This window comes from Burkholderia sp. BCC1998 (assembly GCF_905339875.1).
Classification (GTDB): Bacteria; Pseudomonadota; Gammaproteobacteria; order Burkholderiales; family Burkholderiaceae; genus Burkholderia.
In genome coordinates, this window is the sequence record NZ_CAJPHE010000020.1 from 103736 (window position 1) to 125815 (window position 22080).

The following is a 22080-nucleotide window of genomic DNA, read 5'->3' on the forward strand; positions in this document are numbered from 1 at the left end:
CTGTTACTTTGGTCCGGCGGCGTTGCTCCGGCATGCCTTCTTCATGGTGAAGAGCTGCGGGCGCCCTCGCGATCTGCGCCATCCGGTCGGCGCGCGCGGCTTCAACGCTGTCGAGGGGCCGTATCGACGACCGCGATCATGCCGGCCGCCGCGCACCGGTCCCGCATCAACTCGCGGCGCCGTTCTCCGCCTCGGGTTCTTCCGTCGGCTTCGGTACGAAGAATCGCGCGGCCAGCAGCCCGATCTCGAACAGCACGACGAGCGGCAACGCGAGCATCAGCTGCGAGAACACGTCCGGCGGCGTGACGACCGCCGCGACGACGAACGCGCCGACGATCACGTACGGCCGCATCTCCTTCAGCTTCTTCAGCGTCAGCACGCCCATCCGGACGAGCAGCACGACGACGATCGGCACCTCGAACGTGACGCCGAACGCGATGAACATCCCGAGCACGAAGCTCAGGTAGTTGTCGATATCGGTCGACATCTCCGCGCCGAGCGGCGCGTTGTAGTGCGCCATCACGCGGAAGATCGTCGGGAACACGAGGAAGTACGCGAACGCCATCCCGCACAGGAACAGGACATAGCTGCTGCCGACGAGCGGCGCGACGAGCTTCTTCTCGTGCTGGTACAGCCCCGGCGCGACGAACGCCCAGATCTGGTACAGCACGATCGGCAGCGCGATCACGAGCGCGACGAGCATCGTGACCTTCATCGGCACGAAGAACGAACCGGTGACGTCGGTCACGATCATCCTGCCGCCCTTCGGCAGATTTTCCATCAGCGGCCGCGCGAGCAGCCGGAAGATGTCGGGCGCCCAGTACACGAGCCCGAGGAACACGACGATCACGGCCAGCCCCGCGCGAATGATGCGGTCGCGAAGCTCGACGAGATGGGAAATGAAGGTTTCTTCCGGGGCGTCGCCCGGGTTCTGCTGGGGGTCGCTCACACCGGCCCTCGGTAGGATTGACGAGCGAGCATGCGCTCGGCTCAGAAGAAGCGCGTCGGCCGGCGCAGGCTGGCCGGCTGGTGGCGCGCGACACGCGCGGCGCCCGACTGCACGTGCGTGCGGCGGGTCGTCGCGCGCTTGTACCAGACAGGCGTCGCCGCCTGTTTCACACGCCAGTTGCGACGCTTCGGCGCGAGTGCGGCCGTGCTGCCGCGCCACGACGGCGCCGCGGGCGTGTCGGAGCCGTACGTACCGGCATCGACCGAGCCTTCGTTAAGGCCGCCGACCGCGGAGTTCCACGTGTCGTTCAGCTCCTTCTCGTGCTCGCGCAGGTTGTCGTGAATCGTCGTCTCGACATTGCGCGCGGCCGTCTCGAAATCGGTCTTCATCGTCCGCAACGCGTCGAGTTCGATTTCGCGCGAGACCTCGGCCTTCACGTCGTTGATGTACCGCTGCGCGCGGCCGAACAGTGCGCCGGCCGTACGCGCGACGCGCGGCAGGCGCTCGGGGCCGAGCACCACGAGCGCGACGACGCCGATCAGCGCCATCTTCGAAAGACCGAGATCCAGCATCGCGAATGCCTGTCAGCGTGCCGGCGTTACGCCTTGTTCGAGTCGGAACGCGTCGTTTCCTTCGCGTTGACGTCGACCGAGCCGTTGCGCGGCAGCTGCTGCGCGTCCGCCGGCGTCTCGCCGTCCTTCATGCCGTCCTTGAAACCCTTCACGGCGCTGCCGAGGTCGTTGCCGATGTTGCGCAACTTCTTCGTACCGAAAACCAGCGCGACGATCAGCAGCACGATCAGCCAGTGCCAAATGCTCAATCCACCCATGATGAAACCTCTCCTCAACCACGCCGCGTCGCGGCGCAAATCGCCGGCGGCACGCCGGCTTCGACTATCGATGCGGGGAAACGCCCCGCGACGTCAACCCATCCGCAGCCAGGGGCGCGGGCCGGCCAGAATGTGCGCGTGCAGGTGGTAAACCTCCTGCCCGCCGCCGGGGCCCGTGTTGATCACCGTGCGAAAACCGGTTTCGCCACCCGTGTACGCGACGCCGAGCTGGTCGGCCAGACGCGCGACCAGCAGCATCAGGCGGCCGAGCATCGGCGCGTCGGCCTCGCTCGCCGCCGACAGCGTCGGCACGTGCCGGCGCGGAATCACGAGCACATGCGTCTCGGCCGCGGGGCGGATGTCGCGGAACGCGACGAATTCGTCGTCCTCGTGCACCTTCGTGCTCGGGATCTCGCCCGCCGCGATCTTGCAGAACAGGCAATTCGGATCGTGACTCATGTTGCTCCTGCGAAACGCCCGCGCGCCGGTCAGAACCAGGCCTGCGGATCGAGCGTCTTGTTGTCGTTCAGGTACAGCCAACCTTTGATGATACGGTACAGCGTCCAAATCCACGTGACAAACATGATGACGAATCCCACGCCCACGAACATCAGCGCGAAGCCGATCACGTAGGCGATCAGCGCACGCCAGAACGTGCGGATCTGCCACTCGAAATGGTCGGCGTACGGCGTGCCGGCCACGTCGCCGCGCTTCACGTAGTTGATGATGATCGCGATGATGCCGGTGACGCCGCCCGTCAGCCAATGAATCGCGTAGAGGCCGTACAGCACGTGCGTCAACGTGCGCAAACCGTTCAGCCGCTCGGCGTCCGCTGCACCCGGCACCGACGGCGTCGGAAGCTGGCTCGGCGTATCGGTCATGATGCTACCCCCGTTGGATGACAATTCTTACAGCTTACCGCACTGTCGCCGGCGCGGCAGGCCGCGAGCCGTCAACCGCCGTTTTCCTCGCGCTCGCGGCGCTTGCGCAGCGCCTTTTCCTCGATGCCCGACAATCCTTCGCGGCGCTCGAGTTCGGCGATCACGTCGGCCGGGCTCAGGTCGAAATGCGACAGCATCACGAGGCAGTGGAACCACAAATCGGCCACCTCGCCGACCAGCGCCGTCGGCGCGCCGCCCTGGCGCACGTCCTTCGCGGCCAGCACGACTTCGGTCGCCTCTTCGCCGATCTTCTTCAGCACCGCGTCGTCGCCCTTGTGGAACAGGCGCGATACGTACGATTGTTCGGGGTCGCCGCCCTTGCGGCTATCGATCACGGCCGCGAGGCGCAGCAGCGTGTCTTCGGTCGATTGCGTCATTTGTAGATGTGTTCGGGGTCTTTCAGCACCGGATCGACCGCGACCCAGTCGCCGCTGTCCACCGTACCTTCGAATTTCTGGAAGAAGCACGAATGCCGGCCGGTGTGGCAGGCGATGCCCGACACCTGCTCGACCTTCAGCAGCACGACGTCCTCGTCGCAATCGAGCCGCACCTCGTGCACGTGCTGCACGTGGCCCGACTCCTCGCCCTTGAACCACAGGCGCTTGCGCGAGCGCGAATAGTAGACCGCGCGCTGCGTCTCGATCGTCTTCGCCAGTGCCTCGCGGTTCATCCACGCGAACATCAGCACGTCGTTCGTCGACGCTTCCTGCGCGATCACCGGCACGAGGCCGTTGTCGTCCCAGCGGACCTTGTCGAGCCACGCGGGCAGGGATTTCGTTTGCGTATTCATCACAGCCTCACCGCGATGCCCTGCTCGGCCATGAAGCGCTTCGCCTCGCCGACCGTGTGCTCGCCGTAGTGGAAGATGCTGGCGGCCAGCACCGCGTCGGCGCGGCCGTCCTTGATGCCGTCCGCGAGATCCTGCAGGCAGCCGACACCGCCCGACGCGATCACCGGCACCGGCACCGCGTCCGACACGCCGCGCGTGAGCGCGAGGTCGAAGCCCGACTTCGTGCCGTCGCGGTCCATGCTCGTGAGCAGGATCTCGCCCGCGCCGAGTTCGGCCATCTTGCGCGCCCATTCGATCGCATCCAGGCCCGTGCCCTTGCGGCCGCCGTGCGTGAAGACTTCCCAGCGCGGCGCCTCGCCGTCGGCCGACACGCGCTTCGCGTCGATCGCGACGACGATGCACTGCGAGCCGTACTTGTCGGCCGCGTCGCGCACGAGCTGCGGGTTCGCGACCGCCGACGAATTCATGCTGACCTTGTCCGCGCCGGCGTTCAACAGGCGCCGCACGTCCTCGACGGCGCGCACGCCGCCGCCGACGGTCAGCGGAATGAAGACCTGCGACGCGACGGCTTCGATGATCGGCAGGATCAGGTCGCGCTGGTCGGAGGTCGCGGTGATGTCGAGGAACGTCAGTTCGTCGGCGCCCTGGTCGTCGTAGCGGCGGGCGATTTCGACGGGGTCGCCGGCATCGCGCAGCTCGACGAAGTTGACGCCCTTGACGACACGCCCGGCAGTCACGTCCAGGCAGGGGATGATGCGTTTAGCTAGAGCCATGATGTACGCCATAGGCCGCGGTGGAACGGCCGGTTGCGGAAGCCTCGCGCGAGGCTTCCGGTCGGGGCCGCCTGCGGGCAGCCCCGGCGAACGGGACACCGCGGTTACGCGTTGTCGAGTTCGCCGTTCAGTTCGTCCGCGCGCTTTTGCGCGGCCGCGAAATCGAGATCGCCGGAGTAGATCGCACGGCCGCAGATCACGCCTTCGACACCGTGCTCTTCCACTTCGCACAGGTTCTCGATGTCCGTGAGGTTCGACAGGCCGCCGCTGGCGATCACCGGAATGCCGACCGCCTGCGCGAGCTTCACGGTCGCCTCGATGTTGATGCCCTGCAGCATCCCGTCGCGGCCGATGTCCGTGTAGACGATCGACTCGACGCCGTAGTCCTCGAACTTCTGCGCGAGATCGATCACCTCATGGCCCGTCAGCTTGCTCCAGCCGTCGGTCGCGACCTTGCCGTCCTTCGCGTCCAGGCCGACGATGATGTTGCCCGCGAACGCGGTGCACGCGTCCTGCAGGAAGCCCGGATCCTTCACGGCCGCGGTGCCGATGATCACGTAGGACAGGCCCGCGTCGAGATACTTCTCGATCGTCTCGAGGCTGCGGATGCCGCCGCCGAGCTGAACGGGGATTTCGTCGCCGACTTCGTCGAGGATCGCTTCGATCGCCTCGAGATTCTTCGGCTTGCCGGCGAATGCGCCGTTCAGGTCGACCAGATGCAGCCGCCGGGCGCCGAGATCGACCCACTTGCGGGCCATCGCCGCCGGGTCCTCGGAGAAAATCGTGGCCTGGTCCATATCGCCCTGTTTGAGGCGCACACACTGACCGTCTTTGAGATCGATGGCCGGAATCAGCAACATAGCAATCGGGTGTCGTCGTGGAAAATGAAAAGAATCCGGCGCGCACCGGCCAAACCGGTGCCGCGCCGTCTCGCTAGTTTAGTACAACTCTTTCGGTGCTTAAGCGTGCGAGCCCCGCACGACAGGCGTTTGCGCCCTGTCAACTGTGGCTCGCGCACCACGTTCACGGCTTCCAGTGTACGAAGTTGCGATACAGACGCAACCCGACTTCCGCGCTTTTCTCGGGGTGGAATTGGGTCGCGAAGAGATTGTCCCGCGCGACCGCTGACGTAAACGGCGCGCCGTAGGCCGTTTCGCCGACCGTGTGCGCCGGGTTGTCCGGGCTCACGTAATAGCTGTGAACGAAGTAGAAATACGCGTCGTCGGGCACGCCGTCCCACAGCGGGTGCGGCTGCGACTGGCGCACGCGGTTCCAGCCCATCTGCGGCACCTTGAAGCGCGAGCCGTCGTCCTGCAGCCGGCCGTCGAGCTCGAAGCGCACGACTTTGCCGGGCAGCAGGCCCAGGCCCTTCGTGTCGCCTTCCGCGCTCCAGTCGAACAGCATCTGCTCGCCGACGCACACGCCGAGCAGCGGCTTCGTGCGCGACGCCTCGATCACCGCTTCCTGCAGCCCCGATTCGCCGAGGCAGCGCATGCAGTCGGGCATCGCGCCCTGGCCGGGCAGCACGACGCGGTCGGCCGCGCGAATCGCGGCCGGCGTGTCGACGATCGCCACGTCGGCGGCCGGTTCGGCCTTCTTGAGCGCCTGCGCGACCGAGCGCAGGTTGCCCATCCCATAATCCACAATCGCAATCGAAGTTTTCATCTCAGTGCAGGCAGTAGCGCCCTCAGTCCATTGACGATGAATTCCACCGCCAGCGCCGACAGCATCAAACCCATCAGCCGCGTGGCGATGTTGATGCCGGTGCGGCCGATCCAGTTCGCGATCGGCTCGGCGAGCCGCATCGCAAAGAAACACAGCAGAGCCAGCGCCGCGCCGATCGCGACGAGCCCGGCTCGCTCATACCAGTGATGCGAGTTCGCCGCATAGATGATCACCGTGCTGATCGAGCCGGGGCCCGTGAGCAGCGGAATCGCCAGCGGCACGACCGCGATGTTGTCCTTCTGCTCGGCTTCGTGGCGCTCCTCCGGCGTCGAGCGGGTGTTGCCGGCCTGAGCGTTCAGCATGCTGATCGCCATCAGCAGCATGATGATCCCGCCGCCCACTTCGAGCGAGCCGACCGATATGCCGAAGAAGTCGATGATCTGCTGCCCGAGCAGCGTCGTCACCGTCATCACGCAGAACACCGACACCGACGCGATCCGGATCGTGCGGCGCCGCTCGTCGTCCGTCTGCTGCGCCGTCAGGCTCAGGAAGAACGGCACCGCGCCGACCGGATTGATCAGCGCGAGCAGTGAAATGAACGATTTGAGCAGATCCATCGCAAGCCGGCGCGCCGCGCCGAAGCCGTGAGGTTGTCCGTGGCGTCCTGTCCGTTCGAAAGTTAGAGGCTGCCCTTCGTCGACGGAATCTGCCCCGCCGCGCGCTCGTCGAGCTCCACCGCCGCACGCAGCGCCCGGCCGAAGGCCTTGAACACCGTTTCGAGCTGGTGATGCGCGTTGATCCCGCGCAGGTTGTCGATGTGCAGCGTGACGCCCGCGTGGTTCACGAACCCGCGGAAGAATTCGATCGACAGGTCGACGTCGAACGTGCCGATCCGCGCGCGCGTGAACGGCACGTGGAATTCGAGACCCGGCCGGCCCGAGAAGTCGATCACGACGCGCGACAGCGCCTCGTCGAGCGGCACGTACGAATGGCCGTAGCGGCGGATGCCCTTCTTGTCGCCGATCGCCTTCGCGACGGCCTGACCGAGCGTGATGCCGACGTCCTCGACCGTATGGTGGTCGTCGATATGCGTATCGCCATGCGCTTCGACCTCGAGATCGATCAGACCATGTCGCGCGATCTGATCGAGCATATGGTCGAGAAACGGCACGCCGGTGGCCAGCTTCTGCCGGCCCGTACCGTCGAGATCGAGCTTCACACGGATCTGCGTTTCGCTGGTATTGCGAACGACTTCCGCCACACGCATGGCAATTCCTTGAATGAGTCTGATGTAAATGGGGATTGATCGTCGCGCGCCGCCGCGCCCTGGGGTCAACCGGGCAGCGCGAGTTTCAAGGCAGCCAGCAGGCGCGCGTTTTCGTCGGGAGAACCGACGGTCAGCCGCACGCATTCGGCCAGCAACGGATGCATTTTACTCACGTTTTTGACCAGCACCCGCTCGGTGAGCAACGCATCGAACACGGCCGCCGCGTCCGGCACGCGCACCAGCAGGAAATTGCCGGCGCTCGGGAACACCGTCGCGCCCGGCAGCGCGGCCACGGCCTGCGCGAGGCGCGTGCGTTCCGCACGCAGTTCGGCCGCCTGCGCGTCGAGCACGTCGAGGTGGTCGAGCAGGAAATCGGCGGTCGCCTGGGTCAGCACGTTGATGTTGTACGGCGGGCGCACCTTGTCGAACTCGGTCAGCCACGTCGGCAGCCCGGCGAGATAGCCGAGGCGGATTCCCGCGAGGCCGAGCTTCGACACCGTGCGCATCACGACGACGTTGTCGAACTCGGCGGCGCGCGGCAGCCACGAGCGCTCCGCGAACGGCTGGTACGCCTCGTCGATCACGATCAGGCTGTGCCGCGCGGCCGCGATGATCCGCTCGACGTCGGCTTCGTCGTACAGCGTGCCGGTCGGGTTGTTCGGGTACGCGAGATAGACGATCGCAGGCCGGTGCTCGGCGATCGCCGCGATCATCGCGTCGGCGTCGAGCGTCAGATCGGCCTTGAGCGGCACGCCGACGAATTCGAGCTGCGCGAACTTCGCGGACAGCTCGTACATCACGAAGCCCGGCACCGGCGCGAGCACCTTCGCGCCCGGCTTCGCGCAGGCCACCGACATCATGCTGATGATTTCGTCCGAACCGTTGCCGAGCAGCACGTCGCACGCGGCCGGCACGCCCATCGCACGGCGCAGCTTGTCGAGCAGCGCGCCCGGGCGCGGCGCCGGGTAGCGGTTCAGCGCGACCTGCGCGAGGCGCTCGCCGAGCGCCGCCGCGAGCGGCGCCGGCAGCGAATACGGGTTCTCCATCGCATCCAGCTTCACGAACCCGCTCGCGTCGGGCACCGGGTAGCTCGTCATTGCGAGCACGTCGCGGCGGATGATGTCTTGTGGCGTCGTCATGGTCTCAAGCCGGCGTGCGTCGCGCCGGCGTCAAATTGGTCGGCAGGGCGGCGGCTGCCGCCCTGCGCTTGGTCTCCTCGTCGTCCGGAGTCGATGCGTCGGCATCGGCTCCGGCGCGCGGTTCACCCCTTCATCCGGAGCTCGGCGCTGCGCGCGTGCGCCTGCAGCCCTTCGCCGTATGCGAGTTCGGAAGCAATCTCGCCCAGCGTCTGCGCACCTTCGGCGCTGACTTCGATCAGGCTCGAGCGCTTGATGAAGTCGTACACGCCGAGCGGCGACGAGAAGCGCGCGGTGCGCGAGGTCGGCAACACGTGGTTCGGGCCGGCGCAGTAGTCGCCGAGGCTTTCGCTCGTGTAGCGGCCGAGGAAGATCGCGCCGGCGTGGCGGATCTGCTGGCCCCATTGCTGCGGCTCCAGCGCGGAAATCTCGAGGTGCTCGGGCGCGATGTCGTTCGCGATCCGGCACGCTTCGGCCATGTCGCGCACCTTGATCAGCGCGCCGCGGCCTTCGAGCGACGCGCGGATCACGTCCTGGCGCGGCATCGTCGGCAGCAGCTCGTCGATCGCCTTCTCGACGCGCTCGAGGAACGCGGCGTCCGGGCACAGCAGGATCGACTGCGCGAGTTCGTCGTGTTCGGCCTGCGAGAACAGGTCCATCGCGACCCAGCTCGGATCGGTCGTGCCGTCGCACAGCACGAGGATTTCCGACGGTCCGGCGATCATGTCGATGCCGACCGTGCCGAACACGCGGCGCTTGGCCGACGCGACGTACGCGTTGCCCGGCCCGCAGATCTTGTCGACCGCCGGCACCGTGGCCGTGCCGTACGCGAGCGCGCCGACCGCCTGCGCGCCGCCGATCGTGAACACGCGATCGACGCCGCCGAGCAGCGCCGCGGCGAGCACGAGGTCGTTCTTCACGCCGTCCGGGGTCGGCACGACCATCACGATCTCGCCGACGCCCGCGACCCGCGCGGGAATCGCGTTCATCAGCACCGACGACGGATAGGCGGCCTTGCCGCCCGGCACGTACAGGCCGACGCGGTCGAGCGGCGTGACCTTCTGGCCGAGCACCGTGCCGTCGCTTTCCGTGTACTGCCAGCTATGGGTGCCGCACTCGATCTTCTGTTTCTCGTGGTACGCCCGCACGCGTGCGGCGGCGGCTTCCAGCGCCGCGCGCGCCTTCGGCGCGAGGCCGTCGAGCGCCGTCTGCAGCGCGTCCTGCGGCAGTTCGAGCGCGGCGACGCTGCTGGCGTCCAGCCGGTCGAAGCGGTTCGTGTACTCGAGCACCGCGGCGTCGCCGCGCGACTTCACGTCGGCGAGAATCTGCGCGACCGACTGCTCGATCGCTTCGTCCTCGCTCGCCTCGAACGCGAGCACCGCACGCAGCGCGGCGTCGAAGCCGTCGCTGGTCGAATCGAGTTTGCGGATGGTGATGGCCATGGAAGTTCCGTTACGGTGATGCGCTCAATTGCCATTCTGCGACGCGCGTTCGAACGCGTCGAGAATCGGCTTGAGCGCCGCGCGCTTCAACTTCAGCGCAGCCTGGTTCACGACGAGGCGCGACGAGATCGCCATGATCTCCTCGACCTCGACCAGATTGTTCGCCTTCAGCGTGCCGCCCGAGCTGACGAGGTCGACGATCGCGTCGGCCAGCCCGACGAGCGGCGCCAGTTCCATCGAGCCGTACAGCTTGATCAGGTCGACGTGCACGCCCTTCGCGGCGAAGTGTTCGCGTGCCGTTTCGACGTACTTGGTCGCGACCCGCAGGCGCGCGCCCTGGCGCACCGCGTTCGCGTAGTCGAAACCGGCCGGCACGGCCACCGACATCCGGCAGCGTGCAATGTTCAGATCGATCGGCTGGTAGAGGCCCGAGCCGCCGTGCTCGACCAGCACGTCCTTGCCGGCCACGCCGAAGTCGGCCGCGCCGTATTCGACATAGGTCGGCACGTCGCTCGCGCGCACGATGATCACGCGCAGGTTCGGATCGGTCGTCGGCAGGATCAGCTTGCGCGACGTTTCCGGATCCTCGGCCACCTGCACGCCGGCGGCCGCCAGCAGCGGCAGGGTTTCCTCGAAAATCCGGCCCTTCGACAGGGCGAGGGTCAGCGGCGCGGTCATGCTTGGCTCCCGGAGAGGCGGCGCACGTTCGCGCCGACGGCGGTCAGTTTGGTTTCCATGCGGTCGTAGCCGCGGTCCAGGTGATAGATGCGGTCGACGAGCGTTTCGCCTTCGGCGCGCAGCCCGGCGATCACGAGGCTCGCCGACGCGCGCAGGTCGGTCGCCATCACGTTCGCGCCGGACAGCTTGTCGACGCCCGTCACGAGCGCCGTGTTGCCGTCGATCGTGATGTTCGCGCCGAGCCGGTTCAGCTCCTGCACGTGCATGAAGCGGTTCTCGAAGATGGTCTCGACGACCTGCGCGGTGCCCGTCGCGACCGAATTGAGGGCCATGAACTGCGCCTGCATGTCGGTCGGGAACGCCGGGTATTCCGACGTGCGGATCGTCACCGCCTGCGGGCGGCGGTCCATCTTCACGCGCAGCCAGCTGTCGCCTTCCTCGATCGACACGCCGGCCTCGCGCAGCTTGTCGATCACCGCGTCGAGGATGTGCGGGCGCACGCCCGTCAGCATCACGTCGCCGCCCGCCGCCGCGACCGCGCACAGGAACGTGCCGGCCTCGATGCGGTCGGGAATCACCGAATGGCGTGCGCCGTGCAGCCGCTCGACGCCCTGGATCACGAGGCGGTCGGTGCCGATGCCGTCGATTTTCGCGCCCATCGCGACCAGCAAGTGTGCGAGATCGCTCACTTCCGGCTCGCGCGCCGCGTTCTCGATCACCGTCTCGCCGTCGGCCAGCGTCGCGGCCATCAGCAGGTTTTCCGTCCCCGTCACCGTGATCATGTCGGTCACGATGCGCGCGCCCTTCAGGCGCTTCGCGCGTGCCTCGATGAAGCCGTGCTCGATGCTGATCTCGGCGCCCATCGCCTGCAGGCCCTTGATGTGCTGGTCGACCGGCCGCGCACCGATCGCGCAGCCGCCCGGCAGCGACACCTTGGCCTCGCCGAAGCGCGCGAGCAGCGGCCCGAGCACGAGGATCGACGCGCGCATCGTCTTGACGAGCTCGTACGGCGCGACGAGGTTGTCGACGCGCGATGCGTCGAGCTGCACGCGGCAGCCGTCCGTTGCGCTCTTCACGCCCATCTGGTTCAGCACCTTCAGCGTGGTGCGCACGTCCTTCAGGTTCGGCACGTTGTCGAGTTCGACCGGCTCGGCGCTGAGCAGCCCCGCGCACAGGATCGGCAGCGCGGCGTTCTTCGCGCCCGACACGACGATCTCGCCCGACAACCGGCGACCGCCTTCGATCACCAGCTTGTCCATCCCATGTCCCTGCGATTCCCCGTTGGCGGCCGGGTGTGCCGTGGCGACGCTCTGGACGGCGTCGCGCTCGTTGACGGTGACTTGCACTCAGTGGTTCCGGTTTATGCGTTCTGCCATTCGGCGGGCGTCAGCGTCTTCATGCTGAGCGCGTGGATTTCCTGCTTCATGCGATCGCCGAGCGCCGCATAGACGAGCTGGTGCCGCTGGATCGGCCGCTTGCCTTCGAAGGCCGCCGACACGATCGTCGCGAAGAAATGCTGGCCGTCGCCTTCGACTTCCAGATGAGTGCAGGCGAGACCGCCGGCGATGTATTGCTTGACCTGTTCGGGAGTCGGCAACATGAGGGGCTCCTGTCGGCGCGCGCCGCCCGTGGCGGCCGCCGCCGTCGATATCAATGACGCAGTTTGTAGCCGGTCGCGAGCAGCCGCATCGCGAACATCGCGAGCAGCACGAAGAAACCGGTGACGATCGCGAGGCTTGCGAGCGGGTTGATGTCGGACGCGCCGAAGAACCCGAAACGGAAGCCGTCGATCATGTAGAAAAACGGGTTGAGACGCGAGATCTCGCGCCACACGGGCGGCAGCGAGTGCGTCGAATAGAACACGCCGGACAGGAACGTCAGCGGCATGATCAGGAAGTTCTGGAACGCGGCGAGCTGGTCGAACTTCTCGGCCCAGATCCCGGCGATCAGCCCGAGCGTGCCGAGGATCGCCGAGCCGAGCAGCGCGAACGCGATGATGAACAGCGGCGCCGCGAAATGCATCGGGATAAACCAGATCGTCACGACGAACACGCCCGCGCCGACCGCGAGCCCGCGCACGACGGACGCGAGCACGTACGCGCCGAACATGTCCCGGTAGGACAGCGGCGGCAGCAGCACGAACACGAGGTTGCCGGTGATCTTCGACTGGATCAGCGACGACGAGCTGTTCGCGAATGCGTTCTGCAGCACGCTCATCATCACGAGGCCGGGGACCAGGAAGCTCACGTACTCGACGCCCGGATACACCTCGACGCGGCCCGACAGCGCGTGGCCGAAGATCGTCAGGTACAGCAGCGCCGTCACGATCGGTGCGCACACCGTCTGGAACGACACCTTCCAGAAACGCAGGAGTTCCTTGTAGAACAGCGTTTGAAAACCGCTCATGCCAATCCCTCGACGACTTCTGCCCCGTTCATCACCTGGACGAACACATCCTCGAGGTCGGCCTTGCGGACCTCGATCTCGTCGAACGTGCAGCCCGCCGCGCGACACTGCGCGAGAATCCGCTCGACATCGTCGTAGCTCGTCAGACGCAGCAAATGCTCGCCCGGCGCGCGTGCGGCCGGATCGGTCTCCAGCCCGCGCAGCTCGGCGGGCAGCGCGCCCGTTGCCAGCCGCAGGTACAGCTGCAAGCCCGCGAAGCGGCGCAGCAGCGCGTCGGTGCGGTCGAGCGCGACGACTTCCCCGCGACGCAGCATCGCGATGCGGTCGCACAGCGACTCGGCTTCCTCGAGGTAATGCGTGGTCAGGACGATCGTGTGGCCTTCGCGGTTCAGCCGCGAGATGAATTTCCACAGCGTCTGGCGCAGCTCGACGTCGACGCCGGCCGTCGGCTCGTCGAGCACGATCACGGGCGGCCGGTGCACGAGCGCCTGTGCGACCAGCACGCGGCGCTTCATGCCGCCCGACAGCGCGCGCATGTTCGCGTCGGCCTTCTCGGTGAGGTCGAGATTGGCCATCACTTCGTCGATCCAGTCGTCGTTGCGGCGCAGCCCGAAATAGCCGGACTGGATCCGCAGCGTCTCGCGGACGGTGAAGAACGGGTCGAACACGAGTTCCTGCGGCACGACGCCGAGCGCGCGGCGCGCACCGCGGAAGTCCTTGACGACGTCGTGGCCGCGCACCGAGATACTGCCTTCATCGGCCCGGGCGAGCCCGGCGACGATACTGATGAGCGTGGTCTTGCCTGCGCCGTTCGGGCCGAGCAGACCGAAAAACTCGCCCTCCTCGACCGACAGGCTGACGCCCTTGAGCGCCTGAAGCGATTTGTAGCGCTTCTTGACGTGACGGATTTCTATGGCTGACATGACTGTGCGCGGCGCAGGGGCCGCGACGCCTATTCTGTGCTTGCTGCGAAAGAAAATGGGGGCCGGACGCCGATTGGCTGCCCCGCAAAACGCTTGATTATAGGGCAAACCGGCTGGTGGAGCCGGCGCCTAAGGCGCGCGGCCCGAAGCGTGCGCGCGCCGGCTGGCGCGGCAGGCTTCGGTCGGACAGGGTCAATGTCGCCCGGTGCCGTCGATGAGCGCGTCGACGCCGTAGGCGCGCGCGAGGCTGGCGAGCTTCGAGGGGAGATTGAGGATGTCGAGGGTCGCGCCGCGCGCTTTGGCGGCACGTTGCCATGCGAGCAGCACGGCGAGCGCGGACGAGTCGAACTGCGTCAGCGCCGCGCAGTCGACGGCGGTTTCGCCCGCGTCGATGCGCGCGAGACCGTCCGCGAGCGCGGACTTCGCGCTCGCGACGGTCAGCGAGGAGCCGGCCGCGAAGCCGCTCACGACGCCTGCTTGCCGGCGGCAAGTTCCTGGTTGCGCTGCGTCAGGAACTTGATCAGGCCGTCCACGCCGCTTTGCTGGATCTTCTCGTTGAACTGCTGCTGGTACGTCTGGATCAGCCATGCGCCCAGCACGTTCAGGTCATACACCTTCCAGCCGTTGGCCGTCTTGTACAGGCGGTAATCGATCTGGACCGGCTGGCCGTTGTTCATCGCGACCGTCTTCACGACGACGTCGGTGTCGGCCGGATCGGCACGGAACGGCGGGTACTGGATCTGCTGGTCCGGCTTCAGCTGCGCAAGCGCGCCCGAATACGTGCGGATCAGCAGCAGCTTGAACTGCTCCTGAACCTGTTGCTGCTGCTCGGCCGACGCCGTGCGCCAGTTGCGGCCCATCGCGAGCTGCGTGGTGCGGCGGAAATCGGTGTACGGCAGGATGTCCTTGTTGACGATCGTAATGATGCGGTTGGTGTCGCCCTGCTTGATCGTCTGCTGCTTGACCTCGTCGAGCACCTGCTGCGTCGCCGTCTTGATCAGCGCCTGCGGGTTCGACTGGTCGACTTGCGCGTGAGCTGCGCTGCCGAACGAGAACAGCGCCGCGAAAACGGGAATCAGGAACAGTTTTTTCATCATGGAGACCTGCATGAAGAGTCGATGCGAAGGTTGGAGCCGGTAGATTACGCGAAGGTTCGCGTGCGCTACCGACTGAATCGTTTCCGGCTGTAACGAATGTAAGCGCGTCAGTGCAGCCGGATGCTCGGGAAGCGGAATCCGCCCGGCGACGGCGGCGCCACCTGCATCGGCGGCACGGTCGTCGCGCTGGCCGGGTTCGGCGCCTGGGCGGCACCCGACGCCGGTGCGGCAACGGCCGCGCCCGATGCGCCGGCCGGCGCCGTCGCGCCACCGACTGCCGCGGCGCCCGCCGTCCCGGCCGCACCGGCTGCCGCCGGTGCCGCGCCGTCGTCCGGCAGGTCGTACTTCGGCAGCGCATCGTTGCTCGAGGTCGTCGAGGCCTCGCCGCGCGCGTTGTCGATCAGCATCTGGCGGCGTTGCAGGTACGCGTTGCGCACGAACGAATACTTGTCGAGCGCCGCGGCATCCAGCACGTCGCCCGCGCCGAGCAGGTTCGCACGCGTGTTGACGAGGTTCACGCCGAACAGGCCCCAGCTCAGGCCGTCCGGCTTCACGTAGGTGAGCGGGTTGCCGACGTAGTCGACGCCGAGGCCGGCCGTGTCGCGCAGCGTGCTCGGGCCGAGCAGCGGCAGCACGAGATACGGACCCGACGGCATGCCGTAGCGACCCATCGTGATCCCGAAGTCGGCCGTGTGCTTCGGCAGTTTCGCGATCGTCGCGACGTCGAACAGGCCGCCGACGCCGAACACCGTGTTGATCACGACGCGCATGATGTCGCCGACGCCGTCCGCGATCCGCAGCTGCACGATGTTGTTCGCCGCGATGTAGACGTCGCCGATGTTCGAGAAGAAGTTCGTCACGCTGTCGCGCACCGGCTGCGGCACCACGTACTGGTAGCCCTTCGCGACCGGTTTCAGCGCGTACGTGTCGACCGTGTCGTTGAACTTGTACATCGACCGGTTGAAGCCTTCGAGCGGATCGCCCTTGGTCGGCGTCTGCACGGTCGCGCAACCGCTCAACGCGGCGACTGCCGCCACCGCGAGCGCGGCGTGCCTGATGCGGATCGTCTGCATGGTCATTACCCTCTGGTCTTTCTCTCGTGTGGTTATTGGGCGGCCGAACCGGACACCGCGGAGGCCGGCACCGCGACCGGTGCGGGCGCCGCCGGTGCAGCCGAGGCGCCGGATGCCGGCTTCGCGCCACCCGCGTCGGCTGCCTTGCTGTACAGGAACTGGCCGATCAGATTCTCGAGCACGATCGCCGACTGCGTCATCGTGATCGTATCGCCCGCCTTCAGCATTTCGGTGTCGCCGCCCGGATCGAGGCCGATGTACTGCTCGCCGAGCAGGCCCGACGTCAGGATCTTCGCGGACGAATCCTTCGGGAACGGATACTGGCCGTCGATATCGATCGTCACCAGCGCCTGGTAGGTGTTGGGATCGAAGCCGATCGCCTTCACGCGGCCGACCACGACACCCGCGCTCTTCACGGCCGCGCGCGGCTTCAGCCCGCCGATGTTGTCGAATTTCATCCGCACCGAGTAGGTCGGCTGAAACGACAGCGAGCTCATGTTGCCGACCTTGAGCGCCAGGAACAGCACCGCAAGGAAGCCCACCACCACGAACAGGCCGACCCAGAAGTCGAGAGCAGTCTTTTTCATCGTCATCCCAAAATTTGGCTTGGCTGAGGCTTAGCTGAACATCAGCGCGGTCAGCAGGAAATCGAGGCCGAGTACGGCGAGCGACGCGAACACGACCGTCTTGGTCGTCGCGCGCGACACGCCCTCGGGCGTGGGCTTCGCTTCATACCCTTGAAACAGCGCAATGAAGGTCACGGCGAACCCGAACACGATGCTCTTGATCACCCCGTTGCCGACGTCGGCCCATACCTGGACCCCGCCCTGCATCTGCGACCAGAACGCGCCCGGATCGACGCCGATCAGCACGACCCCGACGAAATAGCCGCCGAGCACGCCGACCGCGTTGAAGATCGCGGCGAGCAGCGGCATCGCGATGATGCCCGCCCACAGGCGCGGCGCGATCACCGTCTTGACCGGGTCGACGGCCATCATCTCGAGCGCGGTGAGCTGCTCGCCGGCCTTCATCAGGCCGATCTCGGCCGTCAGCGACGTGCCCGCGCGGCCCGCGAACAGCAGCGCGGTCACGACCGGGCCGAGTTCGCGCACGAGCGACAGCGCGACCAGCAGGCCGAGCGCCTGCTCGGACCCGTAGCGATTCAGCGTGTAGTAGCCCTGCAGGCCGAGCACGAAGCCGACGAACAGGCCCGACACGGCGATGATCACGAACGAATAGTTGCCGAGGAAGTGGATCTGCTTCGTGACCAGTCGCGGCCGGCGCAACAGCGGGAAGAATTCCAGCACGAGGCGCACGAACAGCCGCGTGCCGTAGCCCGCGCACTCGAGGCCGCCGATGACGTAACGTCCGATCGCGCTGATCATGCGCGCCCTCCGCCGAGCCCGAAATCCGCTGCCAGCGGCGGGCTCGTGTAATGAAATTTGAACGGGCCGTCCGGCGCGCCGTCGATGAACTGGCGCACGCTCGGGTCGGTCGATGCGCGCAGCTCGTCGGGCGTACCCTGCGCGAGCACGCCGCCGTTGGCCAGAAAATACACGTAGTCGGCGATCGCGAACGATTCCGGCACGTCGTGCGTGACGAGGATCGACGTCGCGCCGAGCGCCTCGTTCAGCGTGCGGATCAGGTTCGCGGTGATGCCGAGCGAGATCGGATCGAGGCCGGCGAACGGTTCGTCGTACATGATGAGCTGCGGGTCGAGCGCGATCGCGCGCGCGAGCGCGATGCGGCGCGCCATCCCGCCCGACACCTCGGACGGCATCAGGTCTCGCGCGCCGCGCAGGCCGACCGCATTGAGCTTCATCAGCACCAGATCGCGGATCAGGTCGTCGGGCAGGTCGGTGTGTTCGCGCAGCGCGAACGCGACGTTCTCGAACACGGACATGTCGGTAAACAGCGCGCCGAACTGGAACAGCATGCCCATCTTGCGGCGCAGCGCGTACAGGCCGTCGCGCGTCTGCGCGCCGACGTCGGCGCCGTCGAACAGCACCTGGCCGCGGCGTGCGCGCACCAGCCCGCCGATCAGGCGCAGCACGGTCGTCTTGCCGCAACCCGACCCGCCCATGACGGCGACGACCTGGCCGCGCCCGAAGCGCATGTTCAGGTTCGACAGGACGAGGCGGTCGCCGTAGCCAAAGTCGACGTCGCGAAGTTCCAGCAGGGTCTCGGTAGGAGTGGGGCTCACGGAGCTGACAGTCCTTTTACGCAGAACGCCGAATTATAGGGCCTGCATTGGAATGATGTCGTGACGCCGTTCCGGGCCCTGCGGTCAATGATTGTCAAATTGTCGGGCAAAGCATTGCTGCAATGCAACAATCGCCGCCCGATAATCGATCGCGCCCGTTACCGCACTGACGACCGCGACGCTGCCGACGCCCGTCGCCAGCACGTCCGGCAACGCGTCGAGCCCCACGCCGCCGATCGCGACGAGCGGCGCCCGCGCCCCCGCGAAGCGAGCATAGCGGACAATTCTCGCCAGGCCCTGCGGCGGCGCCGCGACTGCCTTGGTCGCGGTCGCGTAGACGGGACCGAGCGCCAGATAGCTCGGGCGCTCGTGCAAGGCCCGCAACATCTCGTAATAACCGTGGCTCGACAGCCCGAGCCGCAGGCCGGCGCGCGCGATCGCGGCCAGATCGGCCGTTTCCAGATCCTCCTGGCCCAGATGTACGCCGTACGCACCCTCTTCTACTGCGATCTGCCAGTGATCGTTGATGAACACGCGCGCATCGGGATAGCGGCGCCCTGCCGCGACCGCGCGCGCGATCTCCCGGCGCAATGCGTCCGGCTCCGCGCCTTTCACGCGCAGCTGCACGGTCCGCGCGCCGCAATCCAGCACGCGCTCGACCCATTCGGCATCCGGGACGACCGGATACAGGCCCAGTTGCGCGGGGCACGGCGGGAATGCCGGCTCCGGTGCGGCGGCCAGGCCGGCGACACGCGGAAACCGTGCGGCGTCGACCGGCCACGCATCGGCATCGCGCGTTTCGTCGCCGTCGCGCCACGCCAGCGCGAGCACCAGCGCGTCGATCGGCGCGAAACCGCAGTCGAGGAACGCGGCGAGCGCCGCGATCCAGTCGTCGGCGAGCGGATGCGCGGCTTCCAGCGCGTGGCGCACGCCCGCGGCATGCAGCACGGCGCCGCGCTCGTCGAATTCGACCGCGACCGCATCCGGCGATGCGGGGCGCGATGCGGCCGACGCGCGCGCCTGTGCGGCACGGTCGCCGGCCGACACGATCAGCACATCGCCGTCGGCCGGCACGTCGGGCGCCACGACGCAGAGCCGCCACGGCGTCGTGCCGGCCGGCCAGTCGCCCAGGCGCGCGCGAATCCGCTCGGCCGCTTCGGCCAGCTCGTCGGCCGGCGGCCAGAAGGCATCGGCGAAGCGCGCGCTCATGCGCCGCCCCCGTCCTGGTGCCAGAACGGCATCCCGACGACCGGCGTGCTCGCATGCGCGGTCTCGCGCGCATCCATCGGCCCGGCGAGGTAGGCCGCACGGCCGGCCTCGACGCCCTGCGCGAACGCGCGCGCCATGATCTCCGGGTGCGTGGCCTGCGACACGGCCGTGTTCAGCAGCACGCCGTCGAAACCCCACTCCATCACCTGGCACGCGTGCGACGGCACCCCGAGCCCCGCGTCGACGATCAGCGGCACGTCCGGCAGCCGCTCGCGCAACACGCGCAGCCCGTACGGGTTCACGACGCCCTTGCCGGTGCCGATCGGCGCGCCCCACGGCATCAGCGCCTCGCAACCGACGTCGAGCAGGCGCCGGCCGATCACGAGATCCTCGGTGCAGTAAGGCAGCACCTTGAAGCCGTCCTTGACCAGTTGCGCGGCCGCCTCGATCAGCCCGACCGGGTCGGGCTGCAGCGTGTAGTCGTCGCCGATCAGCTCGAGCTTGATCCAGTCGGTGTCGAACACCTCGCGCGCCATGTGCGCGGTCGTCACCGCCTCGGCGACGGTCTGGCAGCCGGCCGTGTTCGGCAGCAACGGCACCGCGTGACGCTTGAGCAGGTCGAAGAAACCGGCCTCGGCCGTGCCGCCGGTCATCTGGCGGCGCAGCGCGACCGTCACCATCCCGGGGCGCGACGCGGCGATCGAGTCGGACAGCGACTGCAGCGACGGATAGCGCGACGTGCCGAGCAGCACGCGGCTTGCGAAGGTTTCGCCGTACAGCGTCAGCGCGTCGGCGGAAGTGAGGGACGTCATGTCGTTTTCCTGGAAGAGCGGGGGCGAACCGGCGGCGCTCAGCCGCCCGCGACGGGGTGCACCACGTCGAGCTTGTCGCCCGTCGCGAGCGCGCGCGCCGCATGCTGCGTGCGCGCGACGAAATTGCCGTTCAGCGCGACCGCGTACGGCGGACGCGCGCCGTACGCGGCGAGCGCGTCGGCCACCGTCGCGCCGTCGGGCAGCGTCAGCGTCTGTTGGTTGATCTGGATATCCATGAGGCTTGATCGAATTCGGTCGGCGGCGCGCGTCAGGCCGGCTGGCGCGCGTCGTCGCGGTGATGAAGGAGCGTCGGCCAGCGCGAGGCATCGCGCCACGCGGCGAACGCGTCGGCATCGGCGAACGTGCCGCCGAGGGCGGCTTGCGCGAACGCGACCGCCGCATGCGCGACTTCCGGCGCGATCATGAAGCCGTGCCGGTACAGGCCGTTGACGGCGAGCGTCGTCGCGCCGTCCCAGATCACCGCCGGGCGATGGTCGGGCAGCGTCGGGCGGCACTGCGCGTTGAGTTCGAGGATGCGCGCCTCGCCGAATGCCGGGTGCACGGAGAACGCCGCGCTCAGCAGTTCGAGCGCCGAGCGCACGCTGACGGGCGACATGTCCTCGCCCTCCACCTCGGTTGCGCCGATCACGTACAGGTCGTCCTGTTTCGGCGCAATGTACAGCGGATAGCGCGGATGCAGCAGCCGCACGGGCCGCGTGAGCCCGATGCCGGGCGCATGCACGCGCGCGACCTCGCCGCGGATGCCGCGCAGCGCGGGCAGCGCGGATTTCGCGCCGAGCCCGCGGCAATCGATCGTGAAATGCGCGTCGGGCCGGTTCGCGTCGTCGATCGTCGCGTGCCAGTGCAGCTCGACGCCGCGTTGCGCGAGGCCCGCCGCGAGCGCGCGCAGCGCCTGCCGGTTGTCGAGCTGCCCTTCGCGCGGCAGCATCAGGCCGCGCGCGAAGCGCCCCGCGAGCGCGGGCTCGGCCGCGTCGACCTGCGCACCGGCCAGCGCGACGAAGCCGCCGTCGAACAGCTCGGCCGGCGCGTTCGCGCGCACGCGCCGCTCGAACAACGGCGCCTCGGCACGATCCGCGTGATGCCAGACGACGAGCGTGCCGTGCTGCTGGAAGAACACCGGTTCGGGCAGTTCCGCGAGCCATTGCGGCCAGCGCGCGAGCGATGCGGCGCCGAGCTCGGTGATCAGCAGCTCGGCACTCGCCGCCTCGGCGAGCGGCGCGAGCATCGCGGCCGCGACCCACGCGGCCGACTGCTCGCCGTCCGGGCCGCCGCGTTCGTACAGCGCGACGCGATGCCCGTCGCCCGCGAGCCGCCACGCGATCAGGCGGCCGACGAGGCCGCCGCCGATTACCGCGATATCCGGCCGGGAAGCATGGAGGTTCATCGCGCCCCCTCCCCGCGAACCAGGCGGGCGCATGCGACGGACGTCGACGCGCGCACACGGTCCCGTGCAGACGCACGCGACAGCGGATCGGGAACAGCGCAAAAGACTGAAGATTGAGCGGTCATCATTCCTTCCGTAACGCGCGACGCGCGTACCCAAAAGGACGAAACCGGCAGCAAAGGCCGGCCGGGCGGGACTCGGGCGCTGACCATGTGGGATGGCAGCCAGCGCGGCCCGGCGGGATCAGAAACTTCCCTCGCCGGTATTACCCGGATCGGGTGCGAAGGGTCTTTCTCAGCCTCGCCGCGTTGCCCGGAACTGTCCGTCGGCCGCGCTCGAAGCACCCCTGTTTCGTCGTCGGCCATTAGACCATAAAAGCGGAAAGCGCCGCAAACTGTCCCCTTGCGGCAAATTCGCCGTCGGGCCGCGCCGCTCTGGCACAATGCCCGCAGGCCGGCCGCGCGAGCGGCCGGTTGCCGCGT

Annotated in this window: 29 protein-coding genes and 1 riboswitch; all 29 genes read right to left on the reverse strand. The window is 67.7% G+C overall.

Annotated features, from left to right (window positions below; translation table 11 throughout):
- Nucleotides 1-166 precede the first annotated feature (166 nt).
- Entirely contained in the window at nt 167-949 is a 783-nt protein-coding gene (gene tatC / locus U5A56_RS28395; protein ID WP_044845948.1) for a twin-arginine translocase subunit TatC, read from the reverse strand.
- A gap of 41 nt (nt 950-990) precedes the next feature.
- Entirely contained in the window at nt 991-1521 is a 531-nt protein-coding gene (tatB, locus tag U5A56_RS28400) for a Sec-independent protein translocase protein TatB (protein ID WP_044845949.1), read from the reverse strand.
- Between the two features lie 26 nt (nt 1522-1547).
- The gene (tatA, locus tag U5A56_RS28405) at nt 1548-1778 is read right to left on the reverse strand and encodes a Sec-independent protein translocase subunit TatA (RefSeq protein WP_044845950.1); all 231 of its coding nucleotides are present in this window, start codon (nt 1776-1778) and stop codon (nt 1548-1550) included.
- Nucleotides 1779-1871: 93 nt separating this feature from the next.
- Complete coding sequence (locus U5A56_RS28410; protein WP_044845951.1) at nt 1872-2237, reverse strand: histidine triad nucleotide-binding protein; 366 nt, start codon at nt 2235-2237, stop codon at nt 1872-1874.
- 29 nt (nt 2238-2266) lie between these two features.
- Nucleotides 2267-2659: a hypothetical protein gene (locus U5A56_RS28415; protein ID WP_321925753.1), complete on the reverse strand. Its 393-nt coding sequence runs from the start codon at nt 2657-2659 to the stop codon at nt 2267-2269.
- A gap of 71 nt (nt 2660-2730) precedes the next feature.
- Nucleotides 2731-3096, reverse strand: a complete 366-nt coding sequence (locus U5A56_RS28420) for a phosphoribosyl-ATP diphosphatase (RefSeq protein ID WP_044845953.1) — start codon at nt 3094-3096, stop codon at nt 2731-2733.
- A complete protein-coding gene (gene hisI / locus U5A56_RS28425) occupies nt 3093-3509 on the reverse strand; it encodes a phosphoribosyl-AMP cyclohydrolase (protein ID WP_124487858.1) in 417 nt (138 codons plus the stop codon). Before hisI ends, U5A56_RS28420 begins: the two co-directional genes overlap by 4 nt.
- The gene (hisF, locus tag U5A56_RS28430) at nt 3509-4282 is read right to left on the reverse strand and encodes an imidazole glycerol phosphate synthase subunit HisF (protein WP_044845999.1); all 774 of its coding nucleotides are present in this window, start codon (nt 4280-4282) and stop codon (nt 3509-3511) included. The genes hisI and hisF overlap by 1 nt, the downstream gene beginning before the upstream one ends.
- Before the next feature lie 104 nt (nt 4283-4386).
- A complete protein-coding gene (hisA, locus tag U5A56_RS28435) occupies nt 4387-5142 on the reverse strand; it encodes a 1-(5-phosphoribosyl)-5-[(5-phosphoribosylamino)methylideneamino]imidazole-4-carboxamide isomerase (protein WP_034183653.1) in 756 nt (251 codons plus the stop codon).
- Nucleotides 5143-5305: 163 nt separating this feature from the next.
- Entirely contained in the window at nt 5306-5947 is a 642-nt protein-coding gene (gene hisH, locus U5A56_RS28440; RefSeq protein WP_044845955.1) for an imidazole glycerol phosphate synthase subunit HisH, read from the reverse strand.
- Nucleotides 5944-6564: a YchE family NAAT transporter gene (locus tag U5A56_RS28445; RefSeq protein WP_044845956.1), complete on the reverse strand. Its 621-nt coding sequence runs from the start codon at nt 6562-6564 to the stop codon at nt 5944-5946. The genes hisH and U5A56_RS28445 overlap by 4 nt, the downstream gene beginning before the upstream one ends.
- Nucleotides 6565-6626: 62 nt before the next feature.
- Nucleotides 6627-7214 carry an imidazoleglycerol-phosphate dehydratase HisB gene (gene hisB / locus U5A56_RS28450; RefSeq protein ID WP_006751804.1) on the reverse strand — a complete coding sequence of 196 codons (588 nt, stop codon included), beginning with the start codon at nt 7212-7214 and terminating at the stop codon, nt 6627-6629.
- Between the two features lie 65 nt (nt 7215-7279).
- Nucleotides 7280-8353, reverse strand: a complete 1074-nt coding sequence (gene hisC, locus U5A56_RS28455; RefSeq protein ID WP_044845957.1) for a histidinol-phosphate transaminase — start codon at nt 8351-8353, stop codon at nt 7280-7282.
- Nucleotides 8354-8475: 122 nt separating this feature from the next.
- Entirely contained in the window at nt 8476-9792 is a 1317-nt protein-coding gene (gene hisD / locus U5A56_RS28460; RefSeq protein WP_044845958.1) for a histidinol dehydrogenase, read from the reverse strand.
- Between the two features lie 24 nt (nt 9793-9816).
- A complete protein-coding gene (hisG, locus tag U5A56_RS28465; RefSeq protein ID WP_006751807.1) occupies nt 9817-10470 on the reverse strand; it encodes an ATP phosphoribosyltransferase in 654 nt (217 codons plus the stop codon).
- A complete protein-coding gene (murA, locus tag U5A56_RS28470; protein ID WP_044845959.1) occupies nt 10467-11816 on the reverse strand; it encodes a UDP-N-acetylglucosamine 1-carboxyvinyltransferase in 1350 nt (449 codons plus the stop codon). Before murA ends, hisG begins: the two co-directional genes overlap by 4 nt.
- Before the next feature lie 14 nt (nt 11817-11830).
- A complete protein-coding gene (locus U5A56_RS28475; protein ID WP_006477131.1) occupies nt 11831-12070 on the reverse strand; it encodes a BolA family protein in 240 nt (79 codons plus the stop codon).
- Nucleotides 12071-12120: 50 nt separating this feature from the next.
- Nucleotides 12121-12876 (reverse strand): ABC transporter permease, encoded by a 756-nt coding sequence (locus U5A56_RS28480; RefSeq protein ID WP_321925759.1) that lies wholly within the window; start codon nt 12874-12876, stop codon nt 12121-12123.
- Entirely contained in the window at nt 12873-13799 is a 927-nt protein-coding gene (locus U5A56_RS28485) for an ABC transporter ATP-binding protein (RefSeq protein ID WP_321925761.1), read from the reverse strand. The genes U5A56_RS28480 and U5A56_RS28485 overlap by 4 nt, the downstream gene beginning before the upstream one ends.
- 192 nt (nt 13800-13991) lie before the next feature.
- Nucleotides 13992-14267 carry a lipid asymmetry maintenance protein MlaB gene (locus tag U5A56_RS28490; RefSeq protein ID WP_044845962.1) on the reverse strand — a complete coding sequence of 92 codons (276 nt, stop codon included), beginning with the start codon at nt 14265-14267 and terminating at the stop codon, nt 13992-13994.
- Nucleotides 14264-14893 (reverse strand): phospholipid-binding protein MlaC, encoded by a 630-nt coding sequence (locus tag U5A56_RS28495; protein WP_044846000.1) that lies wholly within the window; start codon nt 14891-14893, stop codon nt 14264-14266. The genes U5A56_RS28490 and U5A56_RS28495 overlap by 4 nt, the downstream gene beginning before the upstream one ends.
- 110 nt (nt 14894-15003) lie before the next feature.
- Nucleotides 15004-15969: a VacJ family lipoprotein gene (locus U5A56_RS28500; protein WP_044845963.1), complete on the reverse strand. Its 966-nt coding sequence runs from the start codon at nt 15967-15969 to the stop codon at nt 15004-15006.
- Between the two features lie 32 nt (nt 15970-16001).
- The gene (mlaD, locus tag U5A56_RS28505; RefSeq protein WP_044845964.1) at nt 16002-16562 is read right to left on the reverse strand and encodes an outer membrane lipid asymmetry maintenance protein MlaD; all 561 of its coding nucleotides are present in this window, start codon (nt 16560-16562) and stop codon (nt 16002-16004) included.
- A gap of 24 nt (nt 16563-16586) precedes the next feature.
- Complete coding sequence (gene mlaE / locus U5A56_RS28510; protein ID WP_321925764.1) at nt 16587-17354, reverse strand: lipid asymmetry maintenance ABC transporter permease subunit MlaE; 768 nt, start codon at nt 17352-17354, stop codon at nt 16587-16589.
- Complete coding sequence (locus tag U5A56_RS28515) at nt 17351-18172, reverse strand: ABC transporter ATP-binding protein (RefSeq protein WP_044845966.1); 822 nt, start codon at nt 18170-18172, stop codon at nt 17351-17353. Before U5A56_RS28515 ends, mlaE begins: the two co-directional genes overlap by 4 nt.
- Before the next feature lie 84 nt (nt 18173-18256).
- Nucleotides 18257-19381, reverse strand: a complete 1125-nt coding sequence (thiE, locus tag U5A56_RS28520; protein ID WP_321925766.1) for a thiamine phosphate synthase — start codon at nt 19379-19381, stop codon at nt 18257-18259.
- A complete protein-coding gene (locus U5A56_RS28525; RefSeq protein WP_039322226.1) occupies nt 19378-20193 on the reverse strand; it encodes a thiazole synthase in 816 nt (271 codons plus the stop codon). The genes thiE and U5A56_RS28525 overlap by 4 nt, the downstream gene beginning before the upstream one ends.
- A gap of 38 nt (nt 20194-20231) precedes the next feature.
- A complete protein-coding gene (gene thiS, locus U5A56_RS28530; protein WP_014898319.1) occupies nt 20232-20429 on the reverse strand; it encodes a sulfur carrier protein ThiS in 198 nt (65 codons plus the stop codon).
- A gap of 32 nt (nt 20430-20461) precedes the next feature.
- Complete coding sequence (locus U5A56_RS28535; RefSeq protein WP_321925768.1) at nt 20462-21598, reverse strand: FAD-dependent oxidoreductase; 1137 nt, start codon at nt 21596-21598, stop codon at nt 20462-20464.
- Between the two features lie 234 nt (nt 21599-21832).
- A riboswitch (TPP riboswitch) is annotated at nt 21833-21956 on the reverse strand.
- Nucleotides 21957-22080 lie beyond the last annotated feature (124 nt).

Coding starts and splice junctions, on each gene's coding strand:
- U5A56_RS28480 (WP_321925759.1), bottom strand. CDS start 12,876: ATGAGCGGTTTTCAAACGCTGTTCTACAAGGAACTCCTGCGTTTCTGG.
- U5A56_RS28420 (WP_044845953.1), bottom strand. CDS start 3,096: ATGACGCAATCGACCGAAGACACGCTGCTGCGCCTCGCGGCCGTGATC.
- hisA (WP_034183653.1), bottom strand. CDS start 5,142: ATGTTGCTGATTCCGGCCATCGATCTCAAAGACGGTCAGTGTGTGCGC.
- U5A56_RS28535 (WP_321925768.1), bottom strand. CDS start 21,598: ATGAACCTCCATGCTTCCCGGCCGGATATCGCGGTAATCGGCGGCGGC.
- hisH (WP_044845955.1), bottom strand. CDS start 5,947: ATGAAAACTTCGATTGCGATTGTGGATTATGGGATGGGCAACCTGCGC.
- U5A56_RS28525 (WP_039322226.1), bottom strand. CDS start 20,193: ATGACGTCCCTCACTTCCGCCGACGCGCTGACGCTGTACGGCGAAACC.
- tatB (WP_044845949.1), bottom strand. CDS start 1,521: ATGCTGGATCTCGGTCTTTCGAAGATGGCGCTGATCGGCGTCGTCGCG.
- thiE (WP_321925766.1), bottom strand. CDS start 19,381: ATGAGCGCGCGCTTCGCCGATGCCTTCTGGCCGCCGGCCGACGAGCTG.
- U5A56_RS28445 (WP_044845956.1), bottom strand. CDS start 6,564: ATGGATCTGCTCAAATCGTTCATTTCACTGCTCGCGCTGATCAATCCG.
- U5A56_RS28495 (WP_044846000.1), bottom strand. CDS start 14,893: ATGAAAAAACTGTTCCTGATTCCCGTTTTCGCGGCGCTGTTCTCGTTC.
- U5A56_RS28485 (WP_321925761.1), bottom strand. CDS start 13,799: ATGTCAGCCATAGAAATCCGTCACGTCAAGAAGCGCTACAAATCGCTT.
- mlaE (WP_321925764.1), bottom strand. CDS start 17,354: ATGATCAGCGCGATCGGACGTTACGTCATCGGCGGCCTCGAGTGCGCG.
- hisI (WP_124487858.1), bottom strand. CDS start 3,509: ATGAATACGCAAACGAAATCCCTGCCCGCGTGGCTCGACAAGGTCCGC.
- U5A56_RS28410 (WP_044845951.1), bottom strand. CDS start 2,237: ATGAGTCACGATCCGAATTGCCTGTTCTGCAAGATCGCGGCGGGCGAG.
- hisB (WP_006751804.1), bottom strand. CDS start 7,214: ATGCGTGTGGCGGAAGTCGTTCGCAATACCAGCGAAACGCAGATCCGT.
- U5A56_RS28415 (WP_321925753.1), bottom strand. CDS start 2,659: ATGACCGATACGCCGAGCCAGCTTCCGACGCCGTCGGTGCCGGGTGCA.
- hisD (WP_044845958.1), bottom strand. CDS start 9,792: ATGGCCATCACCATCCGCAAACTCGATTCGACCAGCGACGGCTTCGAC.
- hisF (WP_044845999.1), bottom strand. CDS start 4,282: ATGGCTCTAGCTAAACGCATCATCCCCTGCCTGGACGTGACTGCCGGG.
- hisC (WP_044845957.1), bottom strand. CDS start 8,353: ATGACGACGCCACAAGACATCATCCGCCGCGACGTGCTCGCAATGACG.
- U5A56_RS28500 (WP_044845963.1), bottom strand. CDS start 15,969: ATGCAGACGATCCGCATCAGGCACGCCGCGCTCGCGGTGGCGGCAGTC.
- hisG (WP_006751807.1), bottom strand. CDS start 10,470: ATGACCGCGCCGCTGACCCTCGCCCTGTCGAAGGGCCGGATTTTCGAG.
- thiS (WP_014898319.1), bottom strand. CDS start 20,429: ATGGATATCCAGATCAACCAACAGACGCTGACGCTGCCCGACGGCGCG.
- U5A56_RS28475 (WP_006477131.1), bottom strand. CDS start 12,070: ATGTTGCCGACTCCCGAACAGGTCAAGCAATACATCGCCGGCGGTCTC.
- tatA (WP_044845950.1), bottom strand. CDS start 1,778: ATGGGTGGATTGAGCATTTGGCACTGGCTGATCGTGCTGCTGATCGTC.
- mlaD (WP_044845964.1), bottom strand. CDS start 16,562: ATGACGATGAAAAAGACTGCTCTCGACTTCTGGGTCGGCCTGTTCGTG.